Below are 25,079 nucleotides of genomic sequence, written 5' to 3' on the forward strand. Positions count from 1 at the left end.
GGCACCAGGGCCGACTCGCCCTGGTGCCCCGGCTCCGTAAGTCAGGAGGCCTTCGTGAACACGCCCGCGGAACACGTTCCCTCGGCGACGCCGGAAGCATCGGTCGCGCCGAAGGTCTTGTTCGTTGCAGTGCTCTTGCCCTGGATGCAGAACGCGGACTTGTCGGCGTTCACCGTGTACGTGAGCGTCGTGTCCGTGCCCGCGGTGCTCCCAGCGGCCTTGTACGGGTCTGCCGCGAACTGGGCGGCGCTGATCGAAGCGGGAAGCGTCCCGGAGTCGGACTGCGTGACCACGGTCACGACGGCGGTCTTCGCGTTGGAGATGTCGGACTTGACGGCCGAGTTCTTCGCGTTGTTCTGCACGCTGATGTACACCGGGATGGCGATCGCGGCGAGGATGCCGATGATGATGACGACGACGAGGAGCTCGATGAGCGTGAAGCCCTTCTCGCCGTCCTTGAGGAGACCCTTGCGGCGAGCGTCGAGCTTGCCCATGAGAGCGAAGTACATGGTTGTTTCCATTCTGCGGGGAATGTCGGGGAAATGATTTCGGGGCTTGCTCGGCCGCCGCAGAACAGCGTATTCGGCACGCTTCGACCGGCCAATCCCGAGAACGGGGGCCATCATGGGCGCGGAACACCCCCAGTGCGGGGGCTGCTCGATATCCCAATTGCCCCCGCATGGGGGTGGAATGACTAGGAAGCGTTCTGCACGACGTTGGTGATCTGGAAGATCGGCATGTAGAGCGCGATGATCATCCCGCCCACCACCACTCCGAGGAACGCGATGAGCAGCGGCTCGATCAGCGAGGTCAGGGCGTCCGTGGTGGCCTCGACCTCGGCGTCGTAGAACACCGCGATCTTCTCGAGCATGATCTCGAGGGAACCGGCGTCTTCACCCACCGCGACCATTTGCGTCACCATTGCCGGGAAAACTGCCTGCGCGGCGAGCGGGACAGCGATCGATTCGCCTTTCCGAACAGCCTCCGCGACATTGTCGAGCGCGCGCTTCACGACGAAGTTGTTCGACACTTCACCGACGATGCGCAATGCCTGCAGAATAGGAACGCCAGCACCGATCATGTTCGAGAAGTTCCGCGCGAACCGAGCGATGACGATCTTCTTCTGCAAGGGTCCGAACACCGGCAGTTTCAGGGTGATCGGATCGATGAACGCGCGCACCCGCTCGGTGTTCTTGTTCGCCCGCCACCACAGCCAGCTCAGCAGGACGACGACGGCGAGGGGGATCGCGACGTACCGCATGGCGTGTGACAGCGTCACGAGGATCTGCGTCGGCAGCGGGAGCGTGCCGCCGAGCGACGAGAACATGTCCTGGAAGATCGGCACGATGAAGATGAGCATGATGGTGACCGCCACCAGCGACATCACGAGCACGACCACCGGGTAGGTCATCGCCGACTTGATCGTCGAGCGGAGCTTGTGCTCCTTCTCGAAGTTCGTGGCGATGGAGTCCATGGCCTGGTCGAGGAAGCCGCCGGTCTCCCCCGCACGGATCATGTTGATCATGATGGGCGGGAAGTCGACCGGGTACTTCGCGACGGCGTCGGAGAACGAGACGCCCCGCTCCACGTCGTCGCGGACCTTCCCGATGATGTCCTTGAGCTTCTTGTTCTCGGTCTGGTCCGACAGGATCGTCAGGGTCCGGAGCAGTGCGAGGCCCGAGGTGAGCATCGTGGAGGCCTGCCGCGACATGATCGCGAGGTCCTTGAGTCCGACACCCTTCTCGAACCCGGGGATCTTGATCTCGGTCTGCAGCCCTGTGCCGGCCTTGGCCTCGGTGATGGCGATCGGTGAGACGCCCATGCCCCGGAGGCGCTGGACGACGGCCCCTTCGGACGCGGCGTCGAGGCGGCCCTTGACGAGCTTGCCGGCGCCGTCACGGCCGCGGTAGTCGAACGCGAGTGACATCAGTGGCCTCCGGAGAACTTGTCGCCGAAGTCGATGCCGCTGGCGGCGATCGCGGCGGCCGAGGAGTCGGACGGGGATTCGACACGCTGCACGAGCCGGTCGAAGCCCTCTTCGTCGTGGACCTTCTCCATCGCGGCCTTCCGTGAGATGGTGCCGACGTTGACCAGTTCGGCGAGGTCCTGGTCCATGGTGTGCATGCCGAGGTCACGGCCGGCCTGCATGGCGGAGGTGATCTGGTACGTCTTGCCCTCGCGGATGAGGTTGCCGATGGCCGGGGTGATCGTCATGATCTCGGTGGCGACGACCCGGCCGACGCCGTTGGCCTTGGGCACGAGGGTCTGGCAGACGACGCCCTGCAGGGTCGCCGCGAGCTGGGTGCGGATCTGCCCCTGCTGGTGCGGCGGGAAGACGTCGATGACGCGGTCGATGGTGCCGGGCGCGCTCTGCGTGTGCAGGGTGGCGAACACCAGGTGGCCGGTCTCGGCGGCGGTGAGCGCGACGGAGATGGTCTCGAGGTCGCGCAGCTCGCCGATCAGGATGACGTCGGGGTCCTGTCGCAGCACGTGCTTCAACGCCGAGGCGAAGGAGCGTGTGTCGGCACCGACCTCGCGCTGGTTGATGATCGACCGCTTGTGCTCGTGCATGAACTCGATCGGGTCCTCGACCGTGACGATGTGGTCGGAGCGGCTCTCGTTCACCAGGTCGATGAGCGCGGCGAGCGTGGTCGACTTGCCCGAACCGGTCGGGCCGGTGACGAGGACCAGGCCACGGGGCAGGCCGGCGAAGTCGCCGACGTACTCGGGGATGCCGAGCTGCTTGAGCGTCTTGATCCTGGTGGGGATGATGCGGAACGCCGCGCCCCAGTTGCCGCGCTGCTGGTAGTAGTTCACGCGGAAGCGGTACTCGGGCGACAGCGAGTACGCGAAGTCGAGTTCCTGGTCGTGGTCGAACTGCCCGGCCTGTTCGACGGACAGCAGCGTCTTGAGCGCCGCGATGACCTTGCCGCGCGACCACGCGCCTCCGGGAACGGCCGGACGGAGTGCGCCGTCGACGCGGACGGTGGGCGGAGCGTCCGCGGTGACGTGCAGGTCGGACGCGCCCTGGTAGACGACCTGTGCCAGCGCGGTGATGAGGTCGGGGTCGGCGACCTCGCGCGCGTGCCGCGCGAAGTCGATGTCGCTGGCCGAGTTGGCGACCGGTGCCGGCGCGGGAGCCGGAGCCGCGTAGTGGGCGCCGCTGTACGGCACGGCCGGGAGCTGCTGGGTCGCGGGGTCGGCGTACCCGTAGGTGGCGGTCGAGGACGGGACCGCGGCGGGCGGCGTCGCCGGAGCGGTGGCGGACTGCGCGACGGGCGCCGCCACCTGGCCAGCAACGGAGCCGGCCACCGGCGCACCGGCCGGTGCCGGCCACCCCGCCGAGTCGTCGGCGAGGTCGTAGACCTGCTCGGGCGGAGCGGCAGCCGCGGCGGCCAGACGTGCGGCACGGCGGGAACCGACCTCGGCGCCCGGGGTTCCGGGGTGCCACCCGGCGACGGGCTCGTCACCGGGCATGGTGATGTCGTACACGGAATCGGTCATCTGCTCGTCCTGTTCCCCGGTCACGCGACGACGCGCAGGATCTCGTCGACGCTCGTCATGCCGAGCTTGACCTTCTCGAAGCCGTCCTGTCGGAGGGTGAGCATGCCCTGCTGCTGGGCGACGCGGCTGATCTCGGCGCTCGAGGCGCGGCCGACGGCGAGCCGCTCGATCTCCTCGGTGACGGTCATTACCTCGTGCAGGGCGATGCGGCCGCGGTAGCCGGTGTTCGAGCAGACGGCGCACCCGACCGGGGCGAAGAACGCGGGCATCTCGTCACCGGGGGCCAGGAAGCCGAGCGCCTGCAGCTGCTCGATCTCGTACACCGCGGGCGCCTTGCACCGGTCGCACAGACGTCGTGCGAGTCGCTGGGCGACGACGGAGTCGAGGGCCGACCCGACGAGGAACGGCTCGATGTCCATCTCGGTCAGGCGGGTCACGGCCGACGGGGCGTCGTTGGTGTGCAAGGTCGAGAGCACGAGGTGCCCGGTCAGGGATGCCTCGATCGCGATCTGTGCGGTCTCGTGGTCGCGGATCTCACCGAGCAGCACGACGTCGGGGTCGGAGCGGAGGATCGAACGGAGCGCGGACGCGAACGTCAACCCGGCCTTCGGGTTGACCTGCACCTGGTTGATGCCGGCCATCCGGTACTCGACCGGGTCCTCCACCGTGATGACGTTGATCTCGGGCTTCGCGACCGCGTTGAGGGTCGTGTACAGCGTGGTCGACTTGCCCGAACCGGTCGGCCCGGTCACCAGGATCATGCCGTACGGCTTCGAGTAGGACCGCTGGTAGGCCTGGAAGTTCTGCTCGAGGAGGTTGAGGTCCTTGAGGGTCAGCGAGGTGTTCGTGTTGTCGAGGATCCGCATGACGACCTTCTCGCCCCACACGGTGGGCAGGGTCGCGACGCGGAGGTCGATCTGCCGGCCGCCGTGCCGCACGGACATCCGGCCGTCCTGCGGCTTGCGCCGCTCGGCGATGTCGATGTCGCTCATGATCTTCAGGCGGCTGATCACGCCGTTCTGGATGTTCTTCGGCGCCGGCGCCATCTCGTGCAGGACGCCGTCGATGCGGTACCGGATCCGAACCTCGTGCTCACCCGGCTCGATGTGGATGTCGGAGGCGTGGTCCTGGATGGCCTGCGACACGAGCAGGTTCACGAAGCGCACGATCGGCACGTCGTCGAGGGCGCCGTCGGTGATGTCGACCTGTGCGCTCGAGATGGCGGACGCTTCTTCTTCCAGCGACGACGTCAGGTCGTTCAGCTCGTCGTCGGCGCGCAGGTACCGGTCGAGCGCCGCGACGAGGTCCCGCTCCTCGACCTGCAGTGGCTTGATCGACCGACCCGATGCCGTCCGGGCGTCGTCGATCGCGAGGACGTTCGTGGGGTTCACCATCGCGAGGATGAGCAGGTCGCCCTCGAACCCGACCCCGAGGACCCCGTGGCGACGGCACAGTGCGGCCGGCAGGATCGACACCGCGGTGCCGTCGACCGGGTAGTCGCTCAACGGGACGGTGCGGGAGTTGTTCGAGGCTGCGCGGGCGGTGATGAACTGGGCCTCGCTCACGACGCCCTGGTCGACCAGGCCGCGGATAGCGCGCTCGTCGAGTTCCTCGTCACCCGTCATCGCATCGAGGTGCTCGATGGGCAGGGCGCCGTTCAGGATGAGGATCTCGGACAGGGTCGCCATGCGTCCTGTGCCTCCTTGGACTCGCGCGCGGCGAGACGTCGTCGGGTGATGCGCCACCAGGGATGTGGCGCCCGACCACGCTACTTCTGGGTCGTGCGGCGACCGCAGTCCCAGAAGGAGGGGGCGGAGGGGGTCCGACTGCACCCAGAACTGGGGTCCACGGCCGGTTCCGCCCCGGTCAGGGGGACATCGGCGCCGGGTCGGCGGGGCTGTTCGGGTGCGCATGTCCGCCAGCCTCCCGGACGACACGGCACCCCCGGAGGCACCGGAGGGAGTCGGTGGAGAGCGCCGGCGAGGAGGGGCGTTGTGGAGGAACGCCGGGACAGGACGCGTGGCGGCGACCGGGCCGGACAGCGCGGCACCGCGGAATCCCTCTCGACGCGCGCCCCCACCCGGGGACATCATGAGACATGGACATCACCAGCGTGACCGTGGGGCTGCCCGTCACCGACCTCGAGGCGTCCTGCCTCTGGTACGGCGCGGTCTTCGAGCGCACCGAGCCGGACCTCGAGCCCGAGGACGGCGTCGCCGAGTACGAGGTCGGCGGCATCTGGATCCAGCTCTACGTCGACGAACAGGCCGAGGAGAACCCGGTCAGCGTCCGCTTCGGTGTCGACGACGTCGCCTCCGAGCACGCGCGCATCGGCGCGCTCGGCATCGACATCGGCCCCGTCGAGTGCGTCGACGGGGCGGTCGACTGGTTCGACGTCCGCGACCCCGACGGCAACGTGCTGAGCCTTTTCTCGCTGGTCGACGAGACCGGTCGCGGATCCGGCCGCGACAACGGCGCGGGCCGCGCGCTCTAGCCGCGACCCCACGGCGGACGGGAGGCCCGTGGCGGCCGGGCACCGCGCCTCCAGGCCGTCACGTGGTGACGACACGACGAAGGCCCCGCCTCCTTGCGGAGACGGGGCCTTCGTGGGATCACATCAGACTCAGTTGTAGGTGCCCGGCGTGAAGTCGTCCGACGAGAAGCTGTCGAAGTCGACGAAGCTCAGGTCGGCGTCCGAGAACGACGAGTCGTCAGCGAAGATGCGGTTGGGGTACCGCTCCGCCTTCGCCTCTTCGGTCGCGTTCACGTCCACGTCACGGTACCGGCTGAGGCCCGTCCCGGCGGGGATGAGCTTACCGATGATGACGTTCTCCTTGAGGCCGACGAGGTGGTCCTGCTTGCCCTCCATGGCCGCCTGCGTGAGCACGCGGGTGGTCTCCTGGAAGGACGCGGCGGACAGCCACGACTCGGTCGCGAGGGACGCCTTCGTGATGCCCATGACCTCCTGGCGAGCCGAGGCGGTCTTGCGACCCTCCTGCAGCGCCGCACGGTTCAGCGCGTTGTAGCGCGACCGGTCGACGAGCTCGCCCGGGAGCAGGTCGGTGTCGCCGTGGTCGACGACGGTGACCTTGCGGAGCATCTGGCGGACGATGACCTCGATGTGCTTGTCGTGGATCGGCACACCCTGCGAGCCGTAGACGTCCTGCACACCGTTGACCAGGTGCTTCTGGACCTCTCGGACACCCTTGACCCGGAGGACTTCCTTCGGGTCGACGGTGCCGGCGATGAACTGCTCGCCCAGCTCGACGTGCTGGTTGTCCTCGATGAGGAGCGTCGCACGCTTGAGCACCGGGTAGATGAACGGCTCGTCACCGTTGTCCGGCGTGAGGATGATCCGACGACCCTTGTCCGTGTCCTCGACCACGACGCGGCCGGGGGCCTCGGCGATCGGGGACGCGCCCTTGGGGGTACGTGCCTCGAAGAGCTCCGTGACACGCGGCAGACCCTGGGTGATGTCGTCGGCCGAGGCCGAACCACCCGTGTGGAAGGTACGCATCGTCAGCTGGGTACCGGGCTCACCGATGGACTGGGCGGCGATGATGCCGACCGCCTCGCCGATGTCGACGAGGTTGCCCGTGGCGAGCGAACGGCCGTAGCACTTCGCGCAGACACCGACGGCGGACTCGCAGGTCAGGACCGAGCGCACCTTGATGCTCTCGACACCGGCCGCGAGCAGCTTGTCGATGAGCACGTCACCGACGTCCTCACCGGCCTCTGCCACGACCGTGCCCTGTGCGTCCACGGCCTCGGTGGCCAGGGTGCGGGAGTACACGGTGTTCTCGACGCGGGGGTCGCGGACGAGCTTGCCGTCGGCGTCCACGGTCGCGATCGGCAGCTCGAGGCCACGCGTCGTGCCGCAGTCGTCCTCGCGGATGATGACGTCCTGCGAGACGTCCACGAGACGACGGGTGAGGTACCCGGAGTCCGCGGTACGGAGCGCGGTGTCGGCAAGACCCTTACGAGCACCGTGGGTGGCGATGAAGTACTCCGCCACGGTCAGGCCCTCGCGGTACGAGTTGATGATCGGGCGGGCGATGATCTCGCCCTTCGGGTTGTTCACCAGACCACGCATACCGGCGATGTTGCGGACCTGGAGCCAGTTACCACGAGCACCGGACGACACCATGCGGTTGATGGTGTTGTCGACCGGGAAGTTGTCGCGCATCTCCTGCGCGATCTCGTTCGTGGCCTCGGTCCAGATCTTGATCAGGTCGGCGCGACGCTCGGAGTCGGTGATCAGACCCTTGTCGAACTCGCCCTGCACCTTGGCGGCCTGGATCTCGTAGCCCGCGATGATCTCCTTCTTGCGAGGAGGCGTCACGACGTCCGACAGGGCGACGGTCACACCGGAGCGGGTGCCCCAGTAGAAGCCGGCGTCCTTGATCCGGTCCAGCGCAGCGGCCGTCTCGGTCTTGGAGTAGCGCTCGGCGAGGTCGTTGACGATCGCGGAGAGCACGCCCTTGTCCGTGACCTTCTGGACGAACGGGTAGTTCGCCGGGAGGGTCTCGTTGAAGAGCGCACGGCCCAGGGTCGTCTCGAGCAGCAGCGTGTCGCCCTGCTCGTAGCCCTCGGGTGCTTCACCCTCGGCGAAGTGGACACCCGTCATGCGGATCTTCACCATCGCGTTGAGGTGCAGCGTGTGCTGGTCGTTCGCCAGGATCGCCTCGGCCACCGACGAGAACGCACGGCCCTCGCCCACGGCGCCCTCGCGGACGGTCGTGAGGTGGTGCAGACCGATGATCATGTCCTGTGCGGGCAGGGTCACCGGGCGGCCGTCGGACGGCTTCAGGATGTTGTTCGAGGCGAGCATCAGGATGCGGGCCTCGGCCTGGGCCTCGACCGACAGCGGCAGGTGCACGGCCATCTGGTCACCGTCGAAGTCCGCGTTGAACGCAGCGCAGACGAGCGGGTGGAGCTGGATGGCCTTGCCCTCGACGAGCTGCGGCTCGAACGCCTGGATGCCCAGGCGGTGCAGCGTCGGCGCACGGTTCAGCAGGACGGGGCGCTCGCGGATGATCTCCTCGAGCACGTCCCACACCTGCGGACGCGAACGCTCGACCATGCGCTTGGCCGACTTGATGTTCTGCGCGTGCGACAGGTCGATGAGGCGCTTGATCACGAACGGCTTGAAGAGCTCGAGCGCCATCTGCTTGGGCAGACCGCACTGGTGCAGCTTCAGCTGCGGGCCGACGATGATGACCGAACGGCCCGAGTAGTCGACGCGCTTGCCGAGCAGGTTCTGGCGGAAACGACCCTGCTTGCCCTTGAGCATGTCGCTCAGGGACTTCAGGGCGCGGTTGCCGGTACCCGTGACGGGACGTCCACGACGACCGTTGTCGAACAGCGCGTCAACGGCTTCCTGCAGCATGCGCTTCTCGTTGTTCACGATGATCTCGGGGGCACCGAGGTCGAGCAGGCGGCGGAGACGGTTGTTGCGGTTGATCACACGACGGTAGAGGTCGTTGAGGTCCGACGTGGCGAAGCGGCCACCGTCGAGCTGCACCATCGGGCGCAGCTCCGGCGGGATGACCGGCACGACGCCGAGCACCATCGCTGCCGGCGAGTTGCCGGTGGCGAGGAAGGAGCTGACGACGCGCAGACGCTTGATCGCGCGGATCTTCTTCTGGCCCTTGCCCTCGGCGATCTGCAGGCGCAGCGCCTCGGCCTCGGCGGCCAGGTCGAACGCCTCGAGCCGGAGCTTGATCGCCTCGGCGCCCATGTAGGCGTCGAAGTAGATCCCGAACCGGTCCTGGAGCTCGTGGAAGACGGCGTCCTCGGGCTTGAGGTCGCCCACCTTGAGGTTGCGGAAGTCCTCCCACACACGCTCGAGACGGGTGATGTCCTCGTCGAACGACTTGCGGACCTGGGACATCTCCTTCTCGGCGGTGTCCTTGGTGCGGCGCTTGACGTCGGCCTTCGCACCCTCTTCCTCAAGGGCTGCGAGGTCGTCCTCGAGCTTCTTGAGGCGGTCGGCGATGATCGAGTCACGCTGGCCCTCGAGGGTCTTGATCTCGAGACGCATCTCGTTCTCGAGACCCGGCATGTCCGCGTGACGGCCCTCTTCATCGATGTCGATGATCATGTACGCCGCGAAGTAGATGACCTTCTCGAGGTCCTTCGGCGCCATGTCGAGGAGGTAACCGAGGCGCGACGGGACGCCCTTGAAGTACCAGATGTGCGTGACGGGGGCAGCGAGCTCGATGTGGCCCATGCGCTCACGGCGGACCGAGGACTTGGTGACCTCGACGCCGCAGCGCTCGCAGACGATGCCCTTGAACCGGACACGCTTGTACTTGCCACAGGCGCACTCCCAGTCACGGGACGGCCCGAAGATCTGCTCGCCGAACAGACCGTCCTTCTCGGGCTTCAGGGTGCGGTAGTTGATGGTCTCCGGCTTCTTGACCTCGCCGTACGACCACTGACGGATGTCCTCGGCGGTTGCGAGGCCGATCCGAATGGCGTCAAAGGAAGTTGCTTCGAGCAATGTTCTTCTCTCTTGCTGATTCAGGCTTCGATGTACGGGCGGGATCAGATGTCGTCGACAGAGGACGACTCGAACCGCGAGGAGATGTTGATGCCCAGCTCCTCCGCAGCGCGGAAGACCTCGTCATCGTTGTCGCGCAGGCTGACAGCCTGGCCGTCGGCCGAGAGGACCTCGACGTTCAGGCAGAGCGACTGCATCTCCTTCATGAGGACCTTGAAGGACTCGGGGATACCGGGCTCCTGGATGTTCTCGCCCTTGACGATCGCCTCGTAGACCTTCACGCGGCCGAGGATGTCGTCGGACTTGATCGTCAGGAGCTCCTGGAGGGCGTAGGCGGCGCCGTACGCTTCGAGCGCCCACACCTCCATCTCACCGAATCGCTGTCCACCGAACTGCGCCTTACCACCCAGCGGCTGCTGCGTGATCATCGAGTACGGCCCGGTCGAACGCGCGTGGATCTTGTCGTCGACCAGGTGGTGCAGCTTGAGGATGTACATGTAGCCGACCGAGACGGGCTCCGGGAACGGCTCGCCGGAGCGACCGTCGAAGAGCTGCGCCTTGCCGGACGAGCCGATCAGGCGCTCGCCGTCGCGGTTCGGGAGGGTCGAGTCGAGGAGGCCCTCGATCTCGCGCTCGTACGCACCGTCGAACACCGGGGTGGCGACCTTGGTGCCGGGCTCGGCGCTGCGCGCTGCCTCCGGCAGGGCCGAGGCCCACTCCTGGATGCCCTCGACGTTCCAGCCCTGCTTGGCGAGCCACCCGAGGTGGATCTCGAGCACCTGGCCGAAGTTCATGCGGCCGGGGACGCCGAGCGGGTTGAGGACGATGTCGACGGGGGTGCCGTCGGCGAGGAACGGCATGTCCTCGACCGGGAGGATGGTCGAGATGACGCCCTTGTTGCCGTGACGACCGGCGAGCTTGTCACCCGCGGTGATCTTGCGCTTCTGGGCGATGTAGACGACCACACGCTGGTTGACGCCCGAGCCGAGCTCGTCGTCGCCGTCCTGCGAGTCGAACACCTTGACGCCGATGATCGTGCCCTCTTCACCGTGGGGCACCTTGAGCGAGGTGTCGCGGACTTCGCGCGACTTCTCGTTGAAGATGGCACGGAGCAGGCGCTCCTCGGCGCTCAGCTCGGTCTCGCCCTTCGGCGTGACCTTGCCGACGAGGATGTCGCCGGGGCGGACCTCGGCACCGATGCGGATGATGCCGCGCTCGTCGAGGTCGGCCAGCAGGTCCGGGCTGACGTTGGGGAGGTCACGGGTGATCTCCTCCTTGCCGAGCTTGGTGTCGCGGGCGTCGACCTCGTACTCCTCGATGTGGATCGAGGAGAGCGTGTCGTCCTTGATGAGGTTCTGCGACAGGATCATCGCGTCCTCGTAGTTGTAGCCCTCCCACGGCATGAACGCGACGAGGAGGTTCTTGCCGAGCGCGAGCTCGCCGTTCTCCGTCGCGGGACCGTCGGCGATGACCTCGCCCTGCTCCACGCGCTCGCCAGCGGAGACGATGACGCGGTGGTTGTAGCTCGTGCCCTGGTTGGAGCGGTCGAACTTGCGCAGGTAGTAGGTCTGCGTGCCGCCCTCGTCGAGCTGCAGGGTGACGGCGTCGGCCGAGACCTCGGAGACGACACCGGCCTTGTCGGCGGTGACGACGTCGCCGGCGTCGATGGCCGTGTAGCCCTCCATGCCGGTGCCGACGAGCGGCGACTCGGAACGGAGCAGCGGGACGGCCTGACGCTGCATGTTCGCACCCATGAGGGCGCGGTTCGCGTCGTCGTGCTCGAGGAACGGGATGAGCGACGTCGCGACCGACACCATCTGGCGCGGCGAGACGTCCATGTAGTCGACCTCGTCCTTGGCGACGAGTTCGACCTCGCCACCCTTCTTGCGGACGAGCACCTTGTCGTCGGCGAAGTGGAAGTCGTTCGTCAGCGGGGCGTTGGCCTGCGCGACGACGAACTCGTCCTCTTCCGAAGCGGTGAGGTAGTCGATGGTCTTCGTGACCTCGCCGTTGACGACGCGACGGTACGGGGTCTCGATGAAGCCGAAGGAGTTGATCCGACCGAACGACGCGAGCGAACCGATCAGGCCGATGTTCGGGCCTTCCGGGGTCTCGATCGGGCACATGCGGCCGTAGTGCGACGGGTGGACGTCACGGACCTCGACGCCGGCGCGCTCACGGGACAGACCACCCGGGCCGAGGGCCGAGAGACGACGCTTGTGCGTCAGGCCCGCGAGCGGGTTGTTCTGGTCCATGAACTGCGACAGCTGGGACGTCCCGAAGAACTCCTTGATCGCGGCGACGACCGGACGCACGTTGATGAGCGTCTGGGGCGTGATCGCCTCGATGTCCTGCGTGGTCATGCGCTCGCGGACGACGCGCTCCATGCGGGACAGACCCGTGCGGACCTGGTTCTGGATGAGCTCGCCGACGGCACGGATGCGACGGTTGCCGAAGTGGTCGATGTCGTCCACGTCGAGGCGCAGCTGCACCGGCTCGCCGTCACGGACGCCGTCGATCGTGGTGCGCTCAGCGTGCAGCGACACGAGGTACTTGATCGTCGCGACGATGTCCTTGACGGTGAGCACCGAGTCGGACAGCGGGGCGTCCATGCCGAGCTTGCGGTTGACCTTGTAGCGGCCGACCTTCGCCAGGTCGTAGCGCTTCGGGTTGAAGTAGAAGTTGTCGAGGAGCGCACGTGCGGCCTCGGCAGCGACCTGCTCGCCCGGACGGAGCTTGCGGTAGATGTCCTTGAGCGCCTCTTCCTTCGTGAGGACGGCGTCCTTCTCGAGGGTCGACTCGATCGACGCGAAGCCCTGGAACTCGTCCATGATCTCTTCGCTCGTCAGGCCGAGGGCCTTGAGGAAGACGGTCACGGACTGCTTGCGCTTGCGGTCGATGCGCACGCCCACCTGGTCGCGCTTGTCGATCTCGAACTCGAGCCAGGCACCACGCGACGGGATGATCCGCGCCGAGTAGATGTCCTTGTCGGAGGTCTTCTCCTGCTGGCGCTCGAAGTACACGCCGGGCGAACGGACGAGCTGCGACACGACGACGCGCTCGGTGCCGTTGATGATGAACGTGCCGCGTTCGGTCATGAGCGGGAAGTCGCCCATGAAGACCGTCTGCGTCTTGATCTCACCCGTCATGTGGTTCATGAACTCGGCGTTGACGTACAGCGGAGCGGCGTAGGTCTTGCCGCGCTCCTTGCAGTCGTCGATCGAGTACTTCGGGTCCTCGAGCTCAGGCGCGGTGAACGAGAGCTGCATGGTCTCGCCGAGGTCCTCGATCGGGGAGATCTCCTCGAAGATCTCCTCGAGCCCCGAGTGCAGCGCGAGGTCGGTGCGACCCTGCTCCTGCCCTTCGGCGAGGCGGGCCTTCCAGACGTCGTTGCCGACGAGCCAGTCGAAGCTCTCCGTCTGGAGTGCGAGCAGATCCGGAACCGTGAGGGTGTCCGTGATCTTGGCGAACGAGAGTCGCGAGTGGTTGCGACCGTTCTTGGGGTTGGTGGATGCGTTGGGCGCAGCAGCCAAGGGTGTGACCTCCGGTAGGCCCCGTCGGGCCGACACTGACGAGCAGTGTGTAGGTGAGTGGATTGATCGCTCGGCGAACCCCGAGAATTCATGCCCTGTGACCACGCCGACACGTGCGCGACGCGGAACGTCGGTGTACGTGTGGGATGATCTCCGTGAGCGGTACCCGCCGCCATATACGGGTCCGGCTGCACCAGGGCGAGATGAGTTTCTGTCTCAGAACTCTGCGTCGACCGCAATATGACGACACGGATGCCAGGGAGCGCGAACTGTCATCATAGTTCGCTCCGTGGCGGGCTGTCCAGTCCCGGCTTGACCGGATTCGGCAGTGGCGTGTATAAGCCGCCGCACCCCGCTTCCATTCCCGCGGGCACGCAGGACTCCGGACGCGGGCAGGACGCAGCCCGGCCCCCGCTCAGCTGAGGCGTTCGCGCTCGACGTGCCCCGCGCCTCCCGGCCCGCCCGGCAGTCCGGCCAGCGCCCGGAACGCGTCCTCCGGACGGCGCGTGCGGACGAACGTGACCCGCCCCCGGTCGTCGGTGAGCTCGATCCCGAGCCCGGGCGTGAGGATGAGCGCCCGCACACCCCGACGGATCCGCAGGCCGACCCCGCCGTAGGTGGCGGCGTCCGCCTCGACCAGTCGGACGTCCGCGATCCGCCGGCGCGGGATGCGCCGCGGCGGGAGCGGGCGGAAGTGCAGGGTCACGTGCCGCTCCGTGACGGTGAACCCGGCGCGGGCGAGCACGAGCAACAGTCCGACCGTGACGGCGAGCAGGCCCGGCACGAGGAGCGCGATCTCCGGTGCGTCGCCCGGCCAGCCGAGCACCGCGGCGGTCAGGCCTGCTCCGCCGACGAGCAGCGCGACCCCGACGACGCGCATCCAGGTGGGCGCCGTCTCGCGGTCGGCGTGGAACGGCCGGGAGGCCCGGATCACCCGGGTGGGTCGGGCGGCGGTCCGATGGGTGGTCGGTGCGGTGGAGTGTGCGGTGGGCACGCTCATGGTGTCGGCGGTCATGACGGAGGTCTCCTGCGGCGGATCTGCAGTGGTGCACTCGACGTCGGGTGCGGTGCGTTCGACGGCCAGCGCGCACGGGTGGCCGGAGGGGCGGCGCGCAGCAGCACGCCGACGGCGCGCACGCTCGAGCGGTGGGGACGCTCACGGGCACGTCGTGGTCACGGTGCACGGGCGGACGCGTGGTGTGTGGGGCACCGCACGCATCGACGCTCACGCGTCGTGACGACAGCCGTCGACGATACGGGCCGAGTCTTGGCGTCCGCTGGCTGTTCATGTGTACGCATTCACGAGCGCGCCGTCCCGCGCGGGGATCGCGGTGGTGTTCCATTGACCGCATGGCTGATGCGTTCGACGGGTTCCGGATCGGTGCGGGGTACTCGGTGGTGGAGCCGGACCGGCACCGACCGGGGTCCTTCACCCTGGTGGTGGACGGCACCCCGCAGTCGCACGTGGACCTCGAGGACCCGACGCACCTGGCGTTCGAGTACATCCGGCGGATCGGGCACGCGATCGACCTGCTGCCCGACGGCCCGATCACGGCGCTGCACCTCGGCGCGGGCGCACTGACCCTGCCCCGCTACGTCGCGGTGACCCGCCCGGGTTCGCGGCAGCAGGTGATCGAGCTCGAGCGCGACCTGGTCGAGCACGTGCGCGAGGTCCTGCCGTTCCCCCGCGGAGCGTCGATCCGGGTGCGGTACGGCGACGCCCGGGAGGTCCTCGGCAAGCTGCCCGCCGGCCTGCGAGGCACCGTGGACCTGGCGGTGGTGGACGTGTTCGGCGGTTCGCAGATCCCCGCGCACGTGACGAGTGTCGAGTTCTACCGCGAGGTCGCCGCGTTCCTGTCACCGACGGGCATCGTCGCCGTGAACGTTGCCGACGGTGCGGGTCTGGCGTTCGCCCGTGGGCAGGCCTCGACCCTGCAGTCGGTGCTGCCGTCGGTCGCCGCGGTCGCGGACACCGGGATGCTCAAGGGCCGGCGGTTCGGGAACATCGTGCTGCTCGGGTCGCCGTCGGAGCTGCCGGTGGCGGACATGCCCAGGCGGTACTCGTCCGACCCGATGCCGGCCAAGGTCGTGCACGGTGCGGAGCTCCGGTCGTTCATCGCCGGGGCACCGATCGTCACCGACCAGACGGCGGTCGCGTCGCCGGAGCCGAACCGGAGCGTGTTCGGGGGCTGATGCCCGCCCGCGTCGCACTCCCGGTGACGGACTTCGGGCACTCGGCGGGTCCGGCTGTCAGGATGGAGTGAACGACCGCGCAGGTGCGCGACCGAGCGATGGGAACCCTGATGACGAACGACGACCGGAACGACCAGGACCGGACGGGCGACGGCCAGGAGCCGCGCTGGGGCGAGGCCCCGCAGCAGCGGCCCGACGCCGACGCCCCGCGGTACGGCGAGCGGGTGGACCCCGCGCCGACCTCGACCCCGCAGTACGGCGAGCAGTACGGGCAGGGCCAGCAGCAGTACGGCCAGGGCCAGGGCCAGCAGCAATACGGCCAGCAGAACGGCGAGCAGCAGGGCCAGTACGGCCAGCAGCAGAACAGCCAGTACGGGCAGCCGTCGAGCACGCCGAGCTGGAACGACCAGCAGCGCCACGACCAGGGCCAGCGCCACGACCAGCAGCCGTACGCCGCAGCGTCCGCGCACTCCGGCGCCCCGGCATGGCAGGCCCACGACGAGCCGAAGCGCAAGAAGAAGACCCTCGGTGTCGTGGCGTTCGTCCTCGGGCTGGCCGCGCTCGTCATCGGCGTCATCGGCGGCTACGTGATGGGCTCGGCGCTCGCGAACAGCGACGCGATCAACAACCTCGTGCCGAGCGGCGGAGCGACCCCGGACCAGCAGGAGCTGCAGCGTCAGCTCATGGAAGACCCGGCCGTCGTCTCGCAGATCGGTGTCGGTGCGGTCATCGCCGGCGTCGCCGCGATCCTCGGCCTCTGGGCACTCGTGCAGGGCATCATCGCCGCCGTGACCAAGCGCGGTCGGGGCTGGGGCATCTTCGCCATCGTCCTGGCCGTCGTCGCCACGATCGCGACCATCGTGACGTACGCCGGTGTCGCCTTCGCCGCCGTGGCGAACGCCGGCTCCTGACCGAACCCCTCGAACGGCCCGTCGTGCTCCGGCACGGCGGGCCGTTCGTCGCTCCGGGGGGCACGCGCGGACGGCCGCACCCGTGCAACCTGAGCGCGTCGCACCGACGGCTCCCGGCAGACCGCGGCTACCCTCGAACCGATGTCCCTCCCGCCCGACGACCGCCAGCAGCCCGACCTGTCCGACCGTTCCCGTGAACCGCGCCACGCGGCTCCCGTGACGGCCGGCGTCAGCCCGGGCAGTACCTTCGCGCCCATCAGCCTGCGACCCGCGGTCGACGTCGACGCCGTGCACCAGCGGCTCCGTGACCTCGGCCAGAGCCGCAGCACCGACGCCCTCGCCGAACGGGCCGAGCTGCTCCGCCTGCTCGGTCGTCTGGACGAGTCGCTCGTCATCGCCGAAGAGGTGTTCCGCCTCGCGATGTTCACCGGGGAGCGCCAGGACAAGGTCGCCGCACGGATCCGTCGCGCGCACGTCCTGCACGACCTCGGTCGGCACGACCGGGCCGCCTCCGAGGCCGCCTTGGCCCGCGATACCGCGGCCACCGAGGAGTGGCCGGAGCTCGAGGGCGCAGCAGCCGAGATCGAGGGCTGGTCGCTGTTCGAGAACGACCGCTTCGACGAGGCCCGCGCAGCACTGTCGCGGGCGTACCAGGCCTTCCGCCAGGCGGGCGCACCGTCCGAGCGGACCGACGCGTTGCGCACTGCGGTCGAGGCCGCGATGCGCGCTGCCATCACGAACCCGGCGGAGCCCTCCGACAAGCCGCGGACGGCCCGCGAGGTCGCCGCCCGCCGCGCCGAGGACGACGAGCCGACGACCCGTGTCGCCGAGCCGGTGAAGCAAGTCCCGCCGATCCGCCGCCGTGTGCTGGGCGCGCCCGACGCCGCCCGGACCGAGGCCGACGACATCTGGGGCCGGATCGCGGCCCGGGCAGCGAAGAAGGGCCAGGCCGACCCCCGCGCCGAGCAGTGACCGCGCTCGAGGCCGTCCGGCTCCGCGCCGAGGCACTCATGGCCGAGCACCTCGGCGCCGGCACGTGGACCTTCGGGTTCGACCGCGCGAAGACCCGCGCCGGTCAGTGTGACTTCGCGCGCAGACGGATCACGGTGAGTCGGCACCTGGCCACACGGTTCTCCGACGACGACGTCGAGCAGGTCCTGCTGCACGAGGTCGCGCACGCCCTCGCCGGTGCGCGGGCGGCACACGGACCGAAGTGGAAGCGCACCGCCGCGTCGATCGGGTACACCGGCTCCCGGCTGCACGACGGCCCGATCGCCAGCGAGCTCGCACCCTGGATCGGCACCTGCCCCGCCGGACACGAGCACTTCCGGTACCGCACGCCCACCCGTCCCCTGGCCTGTGCCCGTTGCTCCCGGCGGTTCGACGCCCGGAACGTCATCACCTGGCGGCGCCGGACAGCGGACGACGACGCGGCCACGATGGCGTCGACTACCGCATGACGGTCCCGACGCACGGAGGCGCGCCGGTAACCCGTTAGCCTGGGCGGATGCACACGGGGCAGCACATCCGCACGGACGCCGGTTCCACCTGGTTCTTCGACGCCGGTCGGATCGCGCTCGACTTCGCGCACACGGGCGGCTTCGCCGACGACCCGGCCGGCCGACGTCCACGGTCGCAGCTCGGGGAGCTCCTCGCGAGCCCGGCCGACCTGGACGAGTGGCTCAGCGAGCACACCGAACCGATCGACGTCGGCGCCAGCGCCCGTGAGCTGCAGGACGCCCGTGCCCTCCGTGCAGCGATCGCCCGGCTCGCCGTGGCCGCCGCCCCCGCTCCGGCGAGCACCGCGGCGGAGCGCACCGCCGTGGCGGCGGGCCTGCGTGCCGGGGCCGGCCGCACGCGCCCCGCGCCCGACGACATCGACACCGTCAACCTGTTCGCCGCCCTGCCGGACGTGCCCCCGAGCCTCCCGGGTGGCCGACGCCGCGCCGGGGCCAACCGCGTCCGCTTGGCCCAGGCCCTGTCGAGCGTCGCGCGCGACGCCGTCGCGCTCCTCACCGAGGTCGGCTTCGACGACGTCGAGGCCGACGGCCGGCCGACGCGACTGAGCCGGTGCTCGGCCGAGGACTGCGGCCTGGTGTTCTACGACTCGTCGCGCGGTGGGACCCGGCGCTGGTGCTCGATGCAGCGGTGCGGCAACCGGGCGAAGGTCCGGGCGCACCGGGCCCGCCGCGCCGCGGAGTGAGCTCGGGCTGACCGCGGCGGGACGCCCAGACCTGCGCCCCGGCGCGTGATCCGGACGGTGTCGGGCCCGCGAGCGGTCACGACACCCCGCTCACCCCCGCCGAGCGGTCACCAACCGTCGCCCGACGGCGTCCCAGCCGACAGATCGCGACCACCCGACGCAAAGCAAGCGACGAGTCGCGACCACTCGACCGCACAGGAGGCGCGTGGCCGCGCCGCCACGGGCCTCCCGTCCGCCTTCCGCGAGCGGTCACGACACCCCGCTCACCCCCGCCGAGCGGTCACTGACCGTCTGCTGGCGGCGTCCCAGCCGACAGATCGCGACCACTCGACGCCCCCACGCGGGGGTCCAGGCCGCCTCACGCAGTAACGGCGAAGAAAAAGATTCGGCTTGCCGAATTCTCTGGCAGGATCGGTGCATGACCGACACTGCCAGCCCCCGGCTCGACGAGCATCCATCCGGTGCCCCGCGTCGTCGTGCAGCCGGCCTCACCCTGCTCGGACCGGCGTTCGTGGCGGCCATCGCGTACGTCGATCCCGGCAACGTCGCCGCGAACCTGACCGCGGGAGCCGAGTACGGGTACCTGCTGCTCTGGGTGCTCGTGGCCGCGAACGCGAGTGCCGTCGTGGTGCAGTACCTGTCCGCCAAACTCGGCGTGGTGACGGGCAAGTCGCTGCCCGAACACCTCGGCCTGCGGATGCGACGCACCCCGCGCCTGCTGTTCTGGGGCCAGGCCGAGATCGTCGCCGCCGCGACCGACATCGCCGAGGTCATCGGTGGCGCACTCGCGCTGTACCTGCTCTTCGACCTGCCGCTCGTGGTCGGCGGGATCATCACCGGGCTCGTCTCGATGCTCCTGCTGACGCTGCACAGCCGTCGGGGCACGCGTCTGTTCGAGACCGTCGTCACGGCGATGCTCGCGATCCTGACGATCGGCTTCTGCGCCGGCCTGCTGTTCGCCCGGGTGTCGCCGACCGACCTCGTCGCCGGGCTGGTGCCGCGCTTCGAGGGCTCCGGGTCGGTCCTGCTCGCCGCGTCGATGCTCGGCGCCACCGTGATGCCGCACGCCGTCTACCTGCACTCGGCGCTCGCCCGGGACCGCCACGGGGACGTCCCCGCCGGGCCGGAGCGTCGCCGGGTGCTCGTCGCGACCCGGTGGGACGTCGGGCTCGCGCTGGTCGTCGCGGGTGGGGTGAACATCGCGATGCTCGTCCTCGCCGCGGCCACCCTGCCGGGCGTCGCGGGCACCGACTCCATCCCCGGCGCGCAGCGGGCCATCGCCGAGAACGTCGGACCGGTCGTCGGGGTGCTCTTCGCCGTGGGTCTGCTCGCGTCGGGCCTGGCCTCGACCTCGGTCGGCTGCATGGCCGGGGCCGAGATCATGAAGGGGCTGCTGCACGTGCGGATCCCGCTCGTCGCCCGGCGCGCGATCACCCTGGTGCCCGCGATCGTGCTGCTCGCGCTGAACGCCGACGCGACGATGCTGCTCGTCGTCAGCCAGGTGGTGCTGAGCTTCGGGATCGCCTTCGCGATCGTGCCGCTCGTGGTCTACACGTCACGACGGAGCGTGATGGGCACGGACGTGAACGCCGCGACCACCCGCGTGGTGGCGTGGGTGATCGCGGCGGTCATCGTGACGCTCAACGTCGCGCTGGTCGTGCTCACCGTGACCGGCTGAGGCCAGCCGGACGGTCGCGGGACCAGTCGTCAGGCGACGACCTGCACGTCCTTCCAGAACGCGACGTAGCCGGAGTAGTCCTTGCCGACGCGGTCGAACGACGACGGGATCGGCGTCGGGTACGACCACGCGCGGTCCTGCAGCGCCTGCCCGTCGACGTTCACCGTGAAGTACTGCGTGTCGCCCTTCCACGGGCAGTGGTACTGGGTGGGGCTCTCGGTGAAGAGCTCGGTCTTCACGCTCGACGGCGGGAAGTACCAGTTGCCCTCGATCTTGATGAGGTCCTCTTCGGGGGCCTCCGCGATCACCGTGTCGCCGACGACTGCCTTCATGGCGTTGCTCCTTCGCTCGCTGGTTCCGTGATGGTGCGAACGCTACGCGCGCTCCCCCGATTCCCGCAGGACGGTCAGGTCGGGCCCCGCGGCGAGCGCCGCGTGCACGTCGTCACGGCTCAGGACGGCCGCTCCCTCGGAAGCGCTGACCAGGTGCCGCACCGCACGGCGCAGCCCCGTGTACGCCGCGCTGGCCGCAGCGGCCTCGGGCGAGGTGTGGTCGATGCCGACCTCGGTGAGCGCGTCGACGACGGCGCCGGCGGCGAGCAGGTCCTCGACGGCGAAGTCGGGTGCGTCGGCGACGTCGACGGACTCCCCCGCCGCCTCGGCGGCGGCGTCGAGGGCTGCGGTGTGGTGCAGCCCGGCGGCCACGATCGCGACGACGCACCGGTCACCGCGTGCGGCCTGGAGGCCCGTCACCCGTTCCGCGACCGCTGCCGCGTTGCCGAGGTGGCCGAGCACGACCTCCGGACCCTGCGGCAGCTGCGCGGTCACGTTCCGCAGCGCGCGCCGCTGCGCGGCGGCGTCGGGCGTCGACGGCAGAGCGTCGACCCAGACGAGCAGGTGGGCACCGTGCGCGATCCGAGCCGCGCCTCCGGGACCCCACGCGAACCGGACCTGGTACTTCTCCTGGGTGCGTTCTGCCACTGGTTCACGATAGCCGCCCGGGCGATGCCGTCCCTCTCCACAGGGTCTGCGTCCGACCGGGCTCCACCCGGGTCGGCGACCCTAGGATGCATGTCCATGGAGATCGCCCCCGTGCCCACCCTGACCGGCGACCGTGTGACCCTCGAGCCCCTCGGGCAGGAGCACGCGGAAGACCTGCGGGCGGCGGTCGCGGACGGCGATCTGTGGCGCACCTGGTACACCTCGGTACCCGCCCCGGCACAGGTCGAGGCCGAGATCGACCGGCGGCTCGCCGAGCACGAGGCCGGGCGCATGGTGCCCTTCGCCGTGCGGGACCGTCCGACCGGCCGGGTGGTGGGTGCGACGACCTTCATGAACATCGACCCGGGCAACCGTCACGTCGAGATCGGGCACACGTTCCTGGCGAAGTCGGCGCAGCGCTCGGGGATCAACACCGAGTCGAAGCTGCTCATGCTGTCCCACGCGTTCGAGGCGTGGCAGTGCATCGCGGTCGAGTTCCGCACGCACTGGCACAACCTGCAGTCTCGGGCGGCCATCGCGGGCCTCGGTGCGAAGCAGGACGGCGTGCTCCGGAACCACGCGATCGGCCGTGACGGCACCCTCCGCGACACCGTGGTCTTCTCGGTCATCGCGTCGGAGTGGCCGGCCGTCCGACTCTCGCTGGCCGAGCGGCTCCGGCGCCACGACCGCGCCGAGGGGTCCCGCCGCCGGTCGGCCCGGCACGCCTGAGTCGTCTCACGTGGTCGGGGCCGCCGGGTCACGGCGCGTCGTCCAGCCCGCGGGCGTAGCGTCACCGGCATGCACGTCGGCCTCCGGATCGTCCTCGATGCGCCGGTCGACGCCGTGCGCGATGCCCTGCTGTCCCCGTCCGTGATGGTGGCGGTGACGAAGCCGTTCCTGGCGTACCGCTCGCGCGACCCGCAGGGGTTCCCGGAGCGCTGGGAGCCCGGGCACCCGCACCCGATCACCGCGGACGCCTTCGGATTGGTGCCGAGTGGCGACACGCACGTCGACCTCGACCTGTACGAGGTCGAGGGGGTCCCCGTGCAGCGCGACAACGGCGGCGGGACGTCGGGGTTGTTCGGGCGGATGACGATGTCACACCGGATGGCCGTCGTCGCCGCACCGGGTGGTCGGACCCTGCTGCTCGACCGCCTGACCTACCGGATGCGCCCCGCCGTGCTCGGCCTCGCCCTGTGGCCCGGCATGTGGGTCATCTGGCAGTGGCGGGCGTTCCGGATGCGCGTCCTCGCACCCACCTGGCGGACCGACGGCGCGTGACGCGACGCGGGTCGGGCCTCCCGTCCACCGCGGAGCGGGCGTAGCCTCGACCACGTGAGCCAGACGCGTCCCCAGGAGCCGACGACCGACGACCGCGTGCACAGCACGCTCGCGACCGCGGATTGGCGGCGGATGACGTTCGACCTGTACCGCCGCGTCCGCGCCACCCCCGACCCCGAGACGGCGCATGCGCTCTGGCGCGAGACGCGCGACGCGATGTTCGCGGAGCACCCGGCGTCACCGCTGCTCGACGAGGACGCCCACGACTTCGAGTCCCTGCCGGTGCCCGACTACGACCCGGCCTGGCGCTTCCAGGTCCGCATCGAGGCCACCGAGCCCGCCGAGTTCGACTTCGAGACCGGCACCGACGGCGTCGTCCACTTCGACCGGCTCGGCGTCGTGCGGGTCCCCGGCGTCGGTACCCTCGACGTCTGGAAGCACGGCGGCTACGCGGGCGGGGTGTTCGTGCCGGTCAAGGACGCCAGCGCCGGCAAGGCCCGCGGCACCTACGGCGGCGGGCGCTACCTGCTCGACACCATCAAGGGTTCGGACCTGGGCGGCGACGACTCCGGGTCACTCGTGCTCGACTTCAACTTCGCCTACAACCCGTCGTGCGCGTACGACCCGGCGTGGGCGTGCCCGCTCGCGCCCCCGGGCAACACCGTGCCGGTCCCGATCCCGGTCGGCGAGCAGTACGACTTCTAGGGTGGAACGCATGACAGGACTCGTCGCCCTCGACGCCGGCGGTCGCGTGCCGCCGTTCGAGCAGGTCCGATCGCAGATCGCCGCACAGATCACCGCCGGGTACCTGGTGGACGGCGAACGGCTGCCGAGCGTGCGGGGGCTGGCGGACGAGCTGGGCCTCGCAGCCGGCACCGTCGCGAAGGCCTACCAGCTGCTCGAGGAGGCCGGGCTCGTGCACACCGCGCGGGGTGCCGGCACCCGGGTGGTGCGCCCCGCCGAGGTACCGGACGCCGTCGCGGACGCTGCTCGGGCCCTGGCCGCTGCTGCACGGTCGGCCGGGTTGTCGGCGGACCAGGCGGCGACCGCGTTGCGGGAGGCCTGGCCGGCGTAGCGCTGCGGGTCGGTGCTTCCGGGCGTACCTGGTCGTTCCGGGCGTACCCGGTCGAAAGTTCTGACCCGGTATGCCCGATTCGACCAGGCATCGCACGCGTTCTGGGAAGGAACGCTCAGCAGTGCTTCGAGACGTACGCCTCGTCGGTCGGGACCACCAGGTCACGGTCGCGCAGGATCGTCATCGCCGGGCGGCTCTTCAGCGTGCAGACCGACGCCCACGAGCGCTCGAGGGTGTCCGGGTACTCGATGTCGATGACCCGCTTGCCGTAGGCCTTCGTGTACGCGGCGCACTCGCGGTACTGCACGCACTCCTCGGCGACGACGAAGTCGAACCCGGTCTGCTTCCGACCCGACGCCCCGAGCTGCGGGGTGTTCTTCTGCCCGACGGCCATGCCGTGCCGGTGTCCCTTGGTGACGAGTGACTTCGCGAGCGCCAGGTTGCCGGCGCGGGTGAGCCGACCGCCGCTGCGGGTCCAGGAGTCGAGGTTGTCGAACTCGACCGCGTCGAACCCGCGGTCACCGCAGCGGGCGATGGTCTTCGCGAGCACCTTCGTGATCAGTGCGCGCTTCGCCGCGGTCCGGGTGTCGAGGAGCATCTCGTCGGGCCACCCCGGGTCGGCGACGGGCTTGCCGGCACGGTCGCGCAGGATCGCGGACGGGTAGGACTTCGTCCACGTGCGGGCGGAGCCGGGCTGGGTCTGGAACCCGTTGACGTAGCAGATGTTGTACTTGCCCTTCGCCGGGCGGTCGGTGCTGTCGCGCTCGACGATCGTCACGCCCTTGGCCGGGGTGTACGCGCCGCCGAGCTGGTAGTCGGGACGGCCCGAGGTCGGCAGGTTCGTGTAGCCCGCGGCCGCACTCGTCGTCGCGGCCTCGGCGCAACCAGCGGTGCCGAGGACGGCCACCAGGGCCATGGCGGTGGTCAACAGGACGGATCGGATGCGCACCCCGGAATCCTCCCACGCCGAGAGCGCACCGCCCCTGCCCTGGCCGTTCGGCGGACGCGCACGCTATGCTGGTCGTACTCGAGGCGCCGATCGCCTCGTGCGTCGTACGGACGCCCCGAACTCCCGACCACCTGTCTCCAGACTCCGGTCGATGATCGAGCACCTCACGAAGGTGCCCAGGCTTCTCTGCTGCGGCGACTGCGCCAGCCACATCCGTTGGCGCGCATCCCGCCCGCGCGCTGCCTCAGAGCGCGCCCACAGCCGGAC

20 protein-coding genes and 1 pseudogene are annotated in these 25,079 nt (G+C 69.7%); 11 read left to right on the top strand and 10 right to left on the bottom strand.

Features of this window, described 5'->3' with window-relative positions; translation table 11 throughout:
* Positions 1-41 precede the first annotated feature (41 nt).
* From KK087_RS04200 to KK087_RS04215, 4 genes are all read right to left on the bottom strand, one after another.
* Positions 42-509 (bottom strand): type II secretion system protein, encoded by a 468-nt coding sequence (locus tag KK087_RS04200; RefSeq protein ID WP_214564301.1) that lies wholly within the window; start codon positions 507-509, stop codon positions 42-44.
* 185 nt (positions 510-694) lie between these two features.
* The gene (locus tag KK087_RS04205; RefSeq protein WP_214564302.1) at positions 695-1,927 is read right to left on the bottom strand and encodes a type II secretion system F family protein; all 1,233 of its coding nucleotides are present in this window, start codon (positions 1,925-1,927) and stop codon (positions 695-697) included.
* On the bottom strand, positions 1,927-3,504 hold the full coding sequence (locus KK087_RS04210; RefSeq protein WP_284730928.1) for a type IV pilus twitching motility protein PilT: 1,578 nt from the start codon (positions 3,502-3,504) through the stop codon (positions 1,927-1,929). Before KK087_RS04210 ends, KK087_RS04205 begins: the two co-directional genes overlap by 1 nt.
* A gap of 20 nt (positions 3,505-3,524) precedes the next feature.
* Positions 3,525-5,192, bottom strand: a complete 1,668-nt coding sequence (locus KK087_RS04215) for a GspE/PulE family protein (protein WP_214529459.1) — start codon at positions 5,190-5,192, stop codon at positions 3,525-3,527.
* 410 nt (positions 5,193-5,602) lie between these two features.
* Here KK087_RS04215 and KK087_RS04220 point away from each other — a divergent pair, with 410 nt between their 5' ends.
* The gene (locus KK087_RS04220; protein ID WP_214529461.1) at positions 5,603-5,998 is read left to right on the top strand and encodes a VOC family protein; all 396 of its coding nucleotides are present in this window, start codon (positions 5,603-5,605) and stop codon (positions 5,996-5,998) included.
* Between the two features lie 129 nt (positions 5,999-6,127).
* On the opposite strand, the gene rpoC is transcribed toward KK087_RS04220, so the two are convergent.
* The 3 genes from rpoC to KK087_RS04235 all read right to left on the bottom strand — a co-directional run bounded on the left by rpoC (position 6,128) and on the right by KK087_RS04235 (position 14,557).
* Positions 6,128-10,009 carry a DNA-directed RNA polymerase subunit beta' gene (gene rpoC / locus KK087_RS04225; RefSeq protein ID WP_214529463.1) on the bottom strand — a complete coding sequence of 1,294 codons (3,882 nt, stop codon included), beginning with the start codon at positions 10,007-10,009 and terminating at the stop codon, positions 6,128-6,130.
* 44 nt (positions 10,010-10,053) lie between these two features.
* Complete coding sequence (rpoB, locus tag KK087_RS04230) at positions 10,054-13,542, bottom strand: DNA-directed RNA polymerase subunit beta (protein WP_214529465.1); 3,489 nt, start codon at positions 13,540-13,542, stop codon at positions 10,054-10,056.
* Between the two features lie 415 nt (positions 13,543-13,957).
* Positions 13,958-14,557, bottom strand: coding sequence for a hypothetical protein (locus KK087_RS04235; protein WP_214564303.1), 600 nt, complete (start codon positions 14,555-14,557; stop codon positions 13,958-13,960).
* A 335-nt stretch (positions 14,558-14,892) separates the two neighbouring features.
* On the opposite strand from KK087_RS04235, the gene KK087_RS04240 reads away from it, so the two are divergent.
* From KK087_RS04240 to KK087_RS04265, 6 genes are all read left to right on the top strand, one after another.
* Positions 14,893-15,735, top strand: a complete 843-nt coding sequence (locus KK087_RS04240) for a spermidine synthase (protein ID WP_214529468.1) — start codon at positions 14,893-14,895, stop codon at positions 15,733-15,735.
* Positions 15,736-15,845: 110 nt separating this feature from the next.
* Complete coding sequence (locus KK087_RS04245) at positions 15,846-16,646, top strand: cell division FtsX domain-containing protein (RefSeq protein ID WP_214564304.1); 801 nt, start codon at positions 15,846-15,848, stop codon at positions 16,644-16,646.
* A 141-nt stretch (positions 16,647-16,787) separates the two neighbouring features.
* Positions 16,788-17,618 (top strand): hypothetical protein, encoded by an 831-nt coding sequence (locus tag KK087_RS04250; RefSeq protein ID WP_214529471.1) that lies wholly within the window; start codon positions 16,788-16,790, stop codon positions 17,616-17,618.
* Positions 17,615-18,106, top strand: coding sequence for a SprT-like domain-containing protein (locus KK087_RS04255; RefSeq protein ID WP_307859971.1), 492 nt, complete (start codon positions 17,615-17,617; stop codon positions 18,104-18,106). Before KK087_RS04250 ends, KK087_RS04255 begins: the two co-directional genes overlap by 4 nt.
* A 47-nt stretch (positions 18,107-18,153) precedes the next feature.
* Positions 18,154-18,849, top strand: coding sequence for a CGNR zinc finger domain-containing protein (locus tag KK087_RS04260; RefSeq protein ID WP_214529472.1), 696 nt, complete (start codon positions 18,154-18,156; stop codon positions 18,847-18,849).
* A gap of 418 nt (positions 18,850-19,267) precedes the next feature.
* Positions 19,268-20,527 carry an Nramp family divalent metal transporter gene (locus tag KK087_RS04265; RefSeq protein WP_214543365.1) on the top strand — a complete coding sequence of 420 codons (1,260 nt, stop codon included), beginning with the start codon at positions 19,268-19,270 and terminating at the stop codon, positions 20,525-20,527.
* A gap of 29 nt (positions 20,528-20,556) precedes the next feature.
* Here the strand turns inward: KK087_RS04265 and KK087_RS04270 are convergent.
* Both KK087_RS04270 and KK087_RS04275 read right to left on the bottom strand, forming a co-directional pair.
* Positions 20,557-20,865, bottom strand: a pseudogene (locus KK087_RS04270) (DUF427 domain-containing protein); the annotation flags it as partial.
* Between the two features lie 36 nt (positions 20,866-20,901).
* Positions 20,902-21,507: a 2-phosphosulfolactate phosphatase gene (locus KK087_RS04275; RefSeq protein WP_214564305.1), complete on the bottom strand. Its 606-nt coding sequence runs from the start codon at positions 21,505-21,507 to the stop codon at positions 20,902-20,904.
* Between the two features lie 90 nt (positions 21,508-21,597).
* Here KK087_RS04275 and KK087_RS04280 point away from each other — a divergent pair, with 90 nt between their 5' ends.
* The 4 genes from KK087_RS04280 (at position 21,598) to KK087_RS04295 (ending at position 23,863) form a co-directional block, all read left to right on the top strand.
* Entirely contained in the window at positions 21,598-22,236 is a 639-nt protein-coding gene (locus KK087_RS04280) for a GNAT family N-acetyltransferase (RefSeq protein ID WP_214543368.1), read from the top strand.
* Positions 22,237-22,305: 69 nt separating this feature from the next.
* Positions 22,306-22,788 (top strand): hypothetical protein, encoded by a 483-nt coding sequence (locus KK087_RS04285; RefSeq protein ID WP_214564306.1) that lies wholly within the window; start codon positions 22,306-22,308, stop codon positions 22,786-22,788.
* Positions 22,789-22,920: 132 nt separating this feature from the next.
* Positions 22,921-23,493, top strand: a complete 573-nt coding sequence (locus KK087_RS04290; RefSeq protein ID WP_214564407.1) for a DUF1684 domain-containing protein — start codon at positions 22,921-22,923, stop codon at positions 23,491-23,493.
* 10 nt (positions 23,494-23,503) lie between these two features.
* Positions 23,504-23,863, top strand: coding sequence for a GntR family transcriptional regulator (locus KK087_RS04295; protein WP_225558240.1), 360 nt, complete (start codon positions 23,504-23,506; stop codon positions 23,861-23,863).
* Between the two features lie 115 nt (positions 23,864-23,978).
* Here KK087_RS04295 and KK087_RS04300 read toward each other — a convergent pair whose 3' ends face one another.
* Positions 23,979-24,812 carry an endo alpha-1,4 polygalactosaminidase gene (locus tag KK087_RS04300; protein WP_214564307.1) on the bottom strand — a complete coding sequence of 278 codons (834 nt, stop codon included), beginning with the start codon at positions 24,810-24,812 and terminating at the stop codon, positions 23,979-23,981.
* Positions 24,813-25,079: the final 267 nt, after the last annotated feature.

It is taken from the genome of Curtobacterium aurantiacum, assembly GCF_018598555.1.
In the GTDB taxonomy this organism is placed as follows: domain Bacteria; phylum Actinomycetota; class Actinomycetes; order Actinomycetales; family Microbacteriaceae; genus Curtobacterium; species Curtobacterium aurantiacum.